9 protein-coding genes and 1 pseudogene are annotated in these 10,685 nt (G+C 52.9%); 9 read left to right on the forward strand and 1 reads right to left on the reverse strand.

Features of this window, described 5'->3' with window-relative positions; translation table 11 throughout:
• Positions 1 to 6 precede the first annotated feature (6 nt).
• The 4 genes from MRY86_RS00945 (at position 7) to MRY86_RS00960 (ending at position 5,215) form a co-directional block, all read left to right on the forward strand.
• Complete coding sequence (locus MRY86_RS00945; protein ID WP_293562947.1) at positions 7 to 1,068, forward strand: iron ABC transporter permease; 1,062 nt, start codon at positions 7 to 9, stop codon at positions 1,066 to 1,068.
• The gene (locus MRY86_RS00950) at positions 1,065 to 1,892 is read left to right on the forward strand and encodes a heme ABC transporter ATP-binding protein (protein WP_293562948.1); all 828 of its coding nucleotides are present in this window, start codon (positions 1,065 to 1,067) and stop codon (positions 1,890 to 1,892) included. The genes MRY86_RS00945 and MRY86_RS00950 overlap by 4 nt, the downstream gene beginning before the upstream one ends.
• Positions 1,889 to 2,965: a ChuX/HutX family heme-like substrate-binding protein gene (locus MRY86_RS00955; protein ID WP_293562949.1), complete on the forward strand. Its 1,077-nt coding sequence runs from the start codon at positions 1,889 to 1,891 to the stop codon at positions 2,963 to 2,965. The genes MRY86_RS00950 and MRY86_RS00955 overlap by 4 nt, the downstream gene beginning before the upstream one ends.
• 159 nt (positions 2,966 to 3,124) lie before the next feature.
• Positions 3,125 to 5,215, forward strand: coding sequence for a TonB-dependent receptor (locus MRY86_RS00960; protein ID WP_293562950.1), 2,091 nt, complete (start codon positions 3,125 to 3,127; stop codon positions 5,213 to 5,215).
• Positions 5,216 to 5,239: 24 nt separating this feature from the next.
• Here the strand turns inward: MRY86_RS00960 and MRY86_RS27120 are convergent, their stop codons facing one another.
• Positions 5,240 to 5,608, reverse strand: coding sequence for a DUF4143 domain-containing protein (locus MRY86_RS27120; RefSeq protein ID WP_363325355.1), 369 nt, complete (start codon positions 5,606 to 5,608; stop codon positions 5,240 to 5,242).
• Positions 5,609 to 5,927: 319 nt separating this feature from the next.
• Here MRY86_RS27120 and MRY86_RS00965 point away from each other — a divergent pair, with 319 nt between their 5' ends.
• The 5 genes and pseudogenes from MRY86_RS00965 to MRY86_RS00985 form a co-directional block, all read left to right on the forward strand.
• Positions 5,928 to 7,046, forward strand: coding sequence for an ATP-binding protein (locus MRY86_RS00965; RefSeq protein ID WP_293562954.1), 1,119 nt, complete (start codon positions 5,928 to 5,930; stop codon positions 7,044 to 7,046).
• Between the two features lie 120 nt (positions 7,047 to 7,166).
• Positions 7,167 to 7,772: a hypothetical protein gene (locus MRY86_RS00970; protein WP_293562951.1), complete on the forward strand. Its 606-nt coding sequence runs from the start codon at positions 7,167 to 7,169 to the stop codon at positions 7,770 to 7,772.
• The gene (locus MRY86_RS00975) at positions 7,769 to 8,554 is read left to right on the forward strand and encodes a nucleotidyl transferase AbiEii/AbiGii toxin family protein (protein ID WP_293562952.1); all 786 of its coding nucleotides are present in this window, start codon (positions 7,769 to 7,771) and stop codon (positions 8,552 to 8,554) included. The genes MRY86_RS00970 and MRY86_RS00975 overlap by 4 nt, the downstream gene beginning before the upstream one ends.
• 138 nt (positions 8,555 to 8,692) lie before the next feature.
• Positions 8,693 to 9,298 (forward strand): DUF4143 domain-containing protein, encoded by a 606-nt coding sequence (locus tag MRY86_RS00980; RefSeq protein WP_293562953.1) that lies wholly within the window; start codon positions 8,693 to 8,695, stop codon positions 9,296 to 9,298.
• A 384-nt stretch (positions 9,299 to 9,682) separates the two neighbouring features.
• Positions 9,683 to 10,685: pseudogene (locus tag MRY86_RS00985) on the forward strand (hypothetical protein); the annotation flags it as partial.

Below are 10,685 nucleotides of genomic sequence, written 5' to 3' on the forward strand. Positions count from 1 at the left end.
GAAATCATGATACAAAGCTGGCCTAAATACCATTCGCTGTCCCGTTTGCTGTCGCCTCCCATGCTGACGCTGTTGCTGGCCATTTCTGCGCTCTGCGCCCTGCTGATCGGGGCGTACAGCCTGCCGGTACAGCAGGTCGGGCTGGTGATGGGCGAACAGTTACTGGGTCTGGAAGCCGGCTTGCCACAGACCCTGAGCTATCTGGTCTGGGACATCCGCCTGCCTCGCATCCTGCTGAGTGTATTCGTAGGCGGCGGTCTCGCCATTGCCGGGGCAGCGGTGCAGGGGCTCTTCCGCAATCCGCTGGCCGACCCGGCGCTGATTGGCGTGACGAGCGGGGCGATGGTGTTTGCGGTAGCAGGCATTCTGTTTTCTGCCTCCGTTTTGGGCGTGATTGGCAGCTGGCTGGGTTACGCTACGGTAACAGTAATGGCGTTCACCGGCAGCCTGCTGACCACCTTCCTGGTGTACTGGCTGGCGAGCAGCAAGGGCTATACTTCCGTAGTGACGATGCTGCTAGCGGGCGTGGCCATCACAGCCCTGGGCGGTGCCCTTACCGGGCTGATGACCTACTTCTCTGACGAGGACGAGCTGCGCGATATCACCTTCTGGACACTGGGCAGCCTGGGCGGTGCCAACTGGCAGATGCTCGCGCTGCTGGTGCCGCTGGTGCTTCTGCCCGCTATTATCCTCTGGCGGCAGTCGAGCCAACTCGACCTGCTGCTGCTGGGCGAACGGGAGGCGGCCTACACCGGCGTGAATACGCAGCGTACCAAATGGATCGTCATCGGCTGCGCTGCCCTGATTGTAGGGGCCTGCGTGGCGGTGAGCGGGGTGATTGCCTTTGTGGCGCTGGTTGTCCCTCACCTGGTACGGTTGATACAGGGGCCGCGCCATCACAGCTTACTCTTGGGTTCGGCCCTGCTCGGCGGTTTGTTGATGGTCTGGGCGGATACCGCCGCCCGCACGCTGATTGCACCCGCTGAATTGCCAATTGGCATCCTGACTGCTCTGCTCGGTGCGCCATTTTTCATCTGGCTATTGCTCAAAACCAAACGCAGCTTATGATCGAAGCGAACCACATTGGCGTTCGGAAGTCCGGCCGCTGGATTTTGCGGAAAGCAGGGGTACAGGTACGTGCCGGAGAACTCATAGCGCTCATCGGTGCCAACGGGGCCGGCAAATCGACCCTGCTGAAAGCTGTGGCGGGAGAAATCACGCCAGATGAAGGGGCCGTAGCTATTAACGGGCGGGCACTGGCAGCGTGGCCAGGCACTGATTTAGCGCAGGTGCGGGGTGTACTGAGCCAATCCGTCGAGCTGCCCTTCTCCATGCCGGTGCTGGATTTGGTGGAAATGGGCCGCTATCCCTATCAGGGGCAGGAGGCGGCTGCCCATACGAAGGCCATCGCCCGGAACTGCCTTCAACAGGTAGGCTTGCAGGGCTACGAAGAAAGAGACGTCCGCACACTCTCCGGCGGGGAGCAACAGCGGGCGCAGCTGGCACGGGTACTGGCGCAAGTGCACCGGGATCAACCTTCACAGGAGCGGTTCCTGCTGCTAGATGAGCCCACCGCCAGCCAGGACATCGCCCAGAAACAGCAACTGCTCAGCCTTTTGCGAAAGCTGGCGGATGAGGCAGGCCTTGGCATACTCACGATCCTCCACGACCTCAACCTGGCGATGCAGTACGCCGACCGGGTCGTGCTGCTGCGCGGCGGGCATTTGCTGAAAAGCGGCCCACCCGAAACGGTGCTCACCCCCGAGGGGATTGCACAGGGGTTTGGCGTCAAAGCCCGGGTGGTGCACCCGCCCGGCGAGGCGCATCCGCACATCCTGACCTGCCCAACGGCAGTCGGGCTTTTTCAAAATGAAGAAACAGCTATACCATGAAGACAACAAGCATTAATCCGGAATTACAGGCGCGGTACGAAGCGCTGAAGTCAGAACGGCCCAAACTGCGCATCCGCAATGCAGCAGAGGCGCTGGGCGTAAGCGAAATGGAATTGCTCGAGCTACAACTGGGCAGCACCGCTACGCGCCTCAGCGGGGGCTGGCAGAGCCTGCTACAGGAGGTGGAAAGTCTCGGCCATGTGATGGCGCTTACGCGCAATGAATACGTCGTGCATGAACGTAAAGGCGTATACCACAACGTCTCCTTTATGCACGACGGCAAAATGGGCGTGGCGGTAAATCCCGACATCGACCTGCGGCTGTTCATGTGGGAATGGGAATACGGCTATGCGGTGGAAGTGCCGAGCCGGGGCAAAGTGCTGCACAGCCTGCAATTTTTCAATCAACGCGGAGCGGCAGTCCACAAAATATACCTGACCAACAAGTCGGACAAAGCCGCCTACGATGCATTAGTAAACAAGTACCGGGCGGAAGACCAAAGTACGCCTGCAACCGTAGACCACAGCCCGAAAGCTTCGCCAACTGTGGTTCCGGATGAAGCGGTCGACGTAGCCGCTTTTCAGGAGGAATGGCGCAATCTGCAGGACACGCATGATTTCTTCCCCCTGCTGAAAAAGCACGAGCTGCAACGGACACAGGCCCTGCGCCTGGCGCCGGAAGGCTTTACCCAAAAGGTGCCCAACGAAGCGGTGGTTAAAGTGCTGGAAGCGGCGGCAGAAAATGAAGTGCCGATTATGGTCTTCGTCAACAGTCCCGGCTGCATCCAAATCCACACCGGGCCGGTGAAAAAGCTGATCCCGATGGAGCAGTGGTTTAATGTGATGGACCCGGATTTCAATCTGCACCTCAACCTGGAGGGCATCGCGGAGAGCTGGGTGGTGAAAAAGCCGACCAAGGACGGCATCGTTACCGGCCTGGAAGTGTACGATGCGCAGGGTGAGCTCATCGTGTACCTCTTTGGCAAGCGCAAGCCCGGCATTCCGGAGCTGGAAAGCTGGCGGGAGATTATTGATGAAACGTGCGACTCCGCTGGAGTCGAAGCCACTATTTAAGTTTGAGTTACTAATGCACGACCCCAATGGGTCGACTATTCGTAAAAACAGCTTTCATCTTTTAATTGACGCCGTAGGTGTCACACTTACCTGAAGAAAAGAAGAGCAAATGGATAATATTCGATGGTCAAGCAATCGCGAAGTAACCTACAAGAGCACATGAGGACGATATTTTTTGTTTGTTGTTTCTTCATTACGATTGGTACTTGCACCCCGCTGCATAGCCAAGCTTCGCTGCCGCCAGATTCATCGCTTTGGGCGCTGCAGTTGCATGATGTAATCGTGACGGCGCAGTACGCGCCCACCGACAGCCGCAACGCCGTGCACGATGTGATCACCATACGGGAGGAAGTGATTGAGCAGCGGGGCGCTACCAATTTGGAACAGCTGCTGCTGCAGGAAGCCAACATCCGCATCCGTCAGGATATGGTGTTGGGCAGCAGCATGAGCCTGCTGGGCATCGACGGGCAGAACGTCAAAATTATGGTGGACGGCGTGCCGGTGATCGGCCGGCAGGATGGCAATATCGACCTCAGTCAGCTCAACCTCAACAACATCGAGCGGGTGGAGATTGTGGAAGGCCCGATGTCGGTCAGCTACGGCACAGATGCGCTGGGTGGCGTCATCAACCTGATCACCAAAAAATCGCAGCTTGACCGCTACGACCTGAACCTCACGAGTCAGGTGGAAGCCCTGGGCGAGAACCGATACGCTGCCGCCTTCGGTGCCCGCCTGACCGATGATCTCACCCTGCGCATCAATGGCGGCTACGATGTGTTTGGCGGCTTTAGTGAAAACGACAGCCTGCGCTCCGTGCTTTGGAACCCCAAGGAACAGTGGTTTGCGGATGCTTACCTTGGCTATCGGCTGGACGATAAGCGCAAGTTGTTCTACACCGGCAGTTTCTTCGATGAGGAAGTGCAGAATCTCGGCAACATCCGCCGTCCGCAGTTCAAACCCTACGCCTTTGACGACTTTTACCTGACCCGGCGCATCAACCACAGCCTGGCGTACGAAGGGCAAGTCGGGAAAAACTACTACCTGCAAGCCACCACCGGCTACAACCAATTCCGCCGCTACAAGCGTACCCTGCGCACTAATTTTGAGGAAAACGAGCAGCTTGAAGTACCCGGCATGCAGGACACCGCCCGCTTCTCTGGCGCCATGCTGCGCGCCACCTTCGCCAGTCAGTACGCCGACAGCCCCCTGAATTTTCAGGTAGGCGTAGACCTGCGCTACGACGATGCCACGGGCCAACGCATACAAGACAGCCTGAGCAACCGGGAGGGCTTTTCGCAAATTGGCGACTACGCAGCATTCGGCAGCCTGCGCTATGAGCCTTGGGAAGCGCTGACCGCAGAAGCCGGGCTGCGCTACGCTTACAATACCCGCTACGAAGCCCCGCTCGTGCCTTCCTTACACCTAAAATACCGATTAAATCAGGAATGGGCAGTTCGCGGCTCCTACAGCCAAGGCTTCCGCAGCCCGGACTTGAAGGAGTTGTTTTTCGAATTTATCGATATCAACCACTTCATCCTCGGCAACCCCAATCTGCGGGCGGAGCGCTCGGACAACCTGCAGTTGGGGCTGTTCTACGAGCAGCGCGGGGACGAATGGCGCCTTAAGGGCAAAATCAAAGGCTTCTACAACGACATCCGCGACAAGATTGAGCTGTTTGAGTACATCGAGACCGACGAAGGCATCGCTCCGGCAATTGACACCTCCACCCTGCGCTTCGCTTACTTTAATCAGGCGGTGTATAAGACACAAGGCATCAACTTCTCGCTCAGCTACAGCACGCCCCGGCTGGAACTGTCTGCCAATGCCTCCACCATCGGCTACTACAATCCGGCGAGCGAGGACTTGCCGCAGCTGGATGAATTCACCTACGCTATGGAGTACAGCGGCAGCGCCACCTACCGCTGGCTGAAGGCGGGCCTGAGTGCTTCTCTTTTCGTGCGTGTCAATGACCGGCAGGTCAATTTCTTTCCTACTACAGATGCGGAGGGCAACACCATCGCCGGTCAGCGCATACAGGATGGCTTCACGATGGCAGACTTTACCCTCACCAAATCCTTCTGGAAAGAGCGCATCGACCTGACGCTGGGTGCCCGCAACCTGCTAGACGTGCGGCGGGCCAACATACAGGGCGCGGCGAGCGGCGGGGCGCACAGCGGGGGCACCGGCAGCGCGCCGGTGAGCCCGGGCCGGAATGTGTTTGTGCGGATGATGGTGGATTTGGGGTGGTAGTGTGAAACAAACAGAAAACAGTGTTCATTTCAGTACTTCACGTAAAAACCAGTCTAAACTACCGACTTCCGCTCCTTTATGTGGATAGGTTTCACTGCCAGGGGTAATAATGAAGCCACGATCCGCCTGAATGTCCTTTAAACTATAGTAGAAGCCTTTGCTTACCCTAGGAGCGTTTGAAAATTTGATTTCAACACCCCACCGCTTACCGTCAGGGCGGAGTATCAGTAAGTCGATCTCTGCCCCGGAGCGCGTTCGATAAAAGAAAAAGTCAGAAAACTCCGTGCTTTCCCGAATGATTTGTTCGATAACGAAAACCTCCCATGAGTTTCCGACAGCAGGGTGGCCCAGTAACTGCTCATAGTCGTATATTCGGAGCAAGTGGTGCAGCAACCCTGCCTACTGCAGGTGACCAAGTCAGACCCTCCAATACTTTTTGAGATATACTCCGGTAGATCACGGATGCTGCAACCTACTAAATTTAAAATTTGCTTTTAAATTTAGCAGGTTATGGCATGTGGAAAATATCCGATGGCCAGGTTCTCTTGCGAGTTTCGGCTTAGTAAATAGCAATTTTACTCAATACTCCAAATTTGCATACTTTTCGCTATATTTGTAGCGTACTACGTTTTTGTGAATTTTTCTGCAAATTTGGAGTTTGGACACACTGATTCCCAGACGGCTGACGTCGCATTTGACTGCAATAAGTAAGATGTTCCCTGTGGTCAGCCTCACAGGGCCCCGGCAGGCTGGCAAAACTACCTTGCTGAAGGATTTATACCCTAAGTATCGCTACGTCTCGTTGGAGAACCCTGATATCAGGCAATCTGCCAAACGTAGCCCGAATGATTTTTTAGCGGAATACGATGACTTGGTCATTTTCGACGAAGCGCAACGCTGGCCAGACTTGTTTGCCTACTTGCAAACGATAATAGACCAAGACCGGCGCCCCGGCCGGTTTATCCTTTCCGGCTCGCAAAATTTTTTGCTGCGAAAGAATATATCTCAGTCTTTAGCGGGCAGAGTGGGCATTGTACGGTTATTGCCACTCGACAATGAAGAACTCCAGGAGGCTGGATTGTCAACTGAAGAGGTGAGTGAAGCGATTTTACGGGGTGGATATCCTGACTTAGTGAATCGCGGATTAGATACGGAACCTTTTTACAGCAGTTATTTAGCAAGCTATGTGGAGCGTGATGTAGCTGAACTAATCAATTGGTCCAACCTGGACACCTTCCAGCGTTTTTTGCGCATCGTAGCGACCTGCGCCGGGCAGACTGCTAATTACAGTAAAATGGCTAATGCCACCGGGGTCAACCTTAAGACCATTCAGGCTTGGCTGGGTATTTTGGAGCAAAGCTATATCATCTTCCGGTTGCCTGCTTTTTTTAGAAACTTTGGTAAGCGCCTGATCAAAAGCCCTAAAATCTACTTCTACGATACAGGCTTACTTTGCTACCTGTTGGAAATATTTGATACAGAGGAATACCTCCTGAATCAAAACCGTGGGGCCATCTTTGAGAACTTCGTCATTGCCGATGCACACAAATCATTTCTGCACCAGGGCCACACGCCCAATTTTTACTACTACCGTGACAATGATCAGCGTGAAGTGGATTTGCTCTACGAGCGGAGCGACGAAGCTCGTTTATACGAAATTAAGGCAGCTGCACGCTTCCGTCCGGAAATGACTAAACCCCTGGAAAAGGTAGCCAGCTATTGGGATCGGCCAACCAAGACTACTCTGATTTATCAAGGCGAAGAGGAACGGCTGGCAGGTAAAACGATGCTGCGCAATTGGCAGGATTTGAAATGGCGGCGAAAAGGCTAGTGCTATAAACCTATGGAAAATAAGTGATGGTTACTTTCTCTCGCGCGTTGATCCATCCGCCCTCCATTCCTTCCGGAACCATTTCCTTTTTTCAGGCGTTACCTGAAAAAAAGAAACGAAATGGCCAAATACGAGCTGCCCAAAGACCGGATGCTCATCACCACGGATTACATGCGCAAGAAGTATGGCTCGTATGACCCGAATATTTTCCGGCGCTGGGTGGATCAGGGGAAGGTGGAGAAGGTGCGGAATGGGGTGTACTGCAAAACTGATGTCAGTCCAAGTAGTCTGGTCGATTACTTTGTAATTGCAAACCACATTTATGATCCATCTTACGTATCTACTTACACTGCACTTCGATATTGGGACGTCATACCTGAAGTGGTAAGGATAGTCACTTCTGTAACTACAAAGAAGACAGCTGCTTTTGAGTACAAGGTGCGCATGACCTATCAGCAAATCAAACCCACCTACTTTTTCGGTTATGAATGGGTAACGTGGACAGGAGAGCCCTATAAAGTGGCAAATCGTGAAAAAGCTATGATTGATTTAGCTTATTTCGAGCCCTTATTCTCTGATCAGGATTGGCTATACGAAATGCGGTTTGACGAGGATGTGCTAAAAGAAGAATACCGCTGGGATCTTGTGGAGCATTACCTGGATATCTTACAATCAAAAACGCTGCGCAAAAAAATAGCTGCTTTACAAAAATGCTATGGCTTATGATGGAGATGAGTGAGATCGTTAAATGTTTTCCCGACTACATCAGGGAACAGGGGTTCAAGCAAGATATGCTTCGGGAATATCTTCAGTTTGAAATCCTGAAAATCATTTTTGAGTCCGAACATGCCTCAGCCTACACCTTTTTGGGCGGCACCTGCCTGCATTTGGTTTACGGCACCGAACGCTTCTCCGAAGACCTCGACTTCGACAACGTAGGGCTGTCAGCAGCCGACTTCGAGGAAACTGGCCGCGCTGTACAAAAAGGGCTGGAATTGCTGGGCTACAAAACCACCATAAAATTCAGCCACAAGGATGCCTTCCACTGCAAAGTGACCTTTCCGGGCATTCTCTACGATTACGGGCTGAGCGGCCACAAGGAAGCACGGATTTTCATAAAGCTGGATACGGAAAAACAGGACTACAACTATCAGCGGGAGCTGGTGCGCATCCAAAAATTCGGCGTGGATACAGATATCTTCGTAACCCCACCGGATCTGCTGGTCAGCCAAAAAATCGCCGCCGTGCTGGGCCGCAAACGCCCCAAAGGCCGCGACTTTTACGACCTGACCTGGCTGCTCACGCAGGGGCATACGCCCGATTATGGCTATCTCGACATCCGTTTCGGTATTACCGGCCCAGCTGAGCTGCGGTCCCGGGTAGCGGAGCATATTGCCGGGTTTGATTTTGAGCAGCTGGCGCGGGATGTGGCACCTTTTCTGTTCCGGGGGGAGAGCCTGGAGATGGTGCGTGGGTTTCCTGCGTTTTGGGGTCGGGTGATGTTGTAAACAATACTTTGGCCAAATAACGCTCAGACAAATATTTCTTACAAATTGATGAGTGTATTCATCAATTTGTAAGAAATGTGATAAATGCTTATTTTTGAGTATGATAAAGCGGCATATTGAACCAGCAATTTCAGCAATTTGGATGCTTTCACTCGCTTTGTTCGTATTTGTGCCGGCTTTATTGGGCAGACCATCAACAAGTCCACCTTAGCTTCTGCTGCAGGCATAGACCGGCAAACAGCGGATGCCTGGCTGTCCGTGCTCCGAACCTCTCACATAGTGTATACCGTACAGCCCTATTTCCGCAATTTTAAAAAACGCCTTGTAAAATCTTCTAAACTCTATTTCCGCGACACCGGCCTTGCTTGTGCATTATTGGGCATCAACACCTCAGAGCAATTGCTTACCTACTACCAAAGAGGGGCTATTTTCGAGAACTTCATCTTCAACGAAGTGTCCAAATCGTTTTACAATGATGGATTGACCCCTCCTGTTTTTTTCTGGAGAGACAACTCCCAGCACGAAATTGACCTGTTGTTGAATGTTGGAGGGCAGTTGCGGCCCATTGAAATAAAAAGCGGAACGACTTTTCGTAATGAATACTTTAAACAGCTAGATTGGTTTAGCAAGGTCGCAGATGTCCCCCTATTTAAGCCTACTGTTATTTACGGGGGTGAAGATACTCAGCCGGTTGGAGATCATTTTTTGATGAGTTGGCGTGAGGTAGACAGCTTGGTTGCTTGATTTTGAGCAGCTGGCGCGGGATGTGGCACCTTTTCTGTTCCGTGCGGAGAGCCTGGAGCCGATGCGCGGGTTTCCTGCGTTTTGAGGGCGGGTGAATCTATAGTAGCCTGGGCATAAGAATGATCTGGAAATTGAATACCAAAGCCCCGTAGAGCGCCCCAGGAAATTGGCAATAGAAGACCTTTCTACAACATGCGCTCAAGTTTGAAAATGCTTTCAAATGATCCGACCCAACCGCACCCGGTACCCGGTCCCGGATTTGACCAATCCTTGTCACTTTTTCATTATAAATGGCAATCCGCCAACAAGTTGCTCACCCCAAAGTTGATTCGGTATCTACTCAGCTTGCTGAGCTGTAACCATTTTTTACCAAATCAATCCATTATGAACAACCCATTACATTTTCTCAACCCAAACAAAGCCTTAAGCCGGAGCTTACTGCTCTGGCTATTCGCTTTTTGGGGTGTGCTGTCCACCCCTTTGCTGGGTTCGGAGCTTACCCCATCCGTAAACAGCGCCAACAACTGCACAGCCGAAGCGGCACAGGTGGAAGCCGTAGAAACTGGTTGCTTTGCCGGGTCACTGGACCTGGAGGCAACGGTAATTGCAGAACCGGTGATCCCGCACCATTTTGAACAAATCTTTCTGCTGGCCAGTGGCGCCAATCGAACCATTGTTGCGCTCAATGACCAACCCCAATTTACCATCAATGAAGCAGGAGAATACAGCATTCATTCGTTGGTGTACCGCCCCTCTTCCTTCAATCCCAACAATATCAGTTTGGGCGATCTCCGGGTGGCCGAACTTGCGCTGTTCTTTGAACAAGGTGGAGGCGTACTCTGTGGCGCATTGGATACTCAGGGCGCTGGTTTTCACATTGGTGCCTGCCCATGCGATGCAGAAGCAGGAACTCTAAATGCTGCTGGCGTTTGTTTTGACAACAACCTGGCGGAAATTAAGTCGGCTCCGAGTGGCGATGCGGTCATCCCTGCTGGCTTCGAGATCATCTATGTCCTGACCTCAGGGAACGACCTGCTTATCGAAGGTGTCAATGAGACACCTGAATTCATTGTCAGCACCGATAAAAACTACCGCATTCACCCCTTGGTTTATGACCCTTCCACTTTGGATTTGAGTGTTGTGGAGATCGGCGTAACCACCGGTTTTGATGTCAATAGCCTTCTGCTGCAAGGTAATGGCAGCATTTGTGCTTCTTTGAATGTGGAAGGCACACAGTTTAACTTCGGGGGATGCGATGCCTGCCTGGCCAATGCAGGCACCCTCATAGCAGATTCTGACAACTGCCTCGACGGAGAAGCCGAACTGATTGCGTCAGAAGATACCGCACCGAATGTACCGGCCGGATACGAAGTGATCTACGTGCTCA

It is taken from the genome of Phaeodactylibacter sp. (assembly GCF_022763345.1).
In the GTDB taxonomy this organism is placed as follows: domain Bacteria; phylum Bacteroidota; class Bacteroidia; order Chitinophagales; family Saprospiraceae; genus Phaeodactylibacter.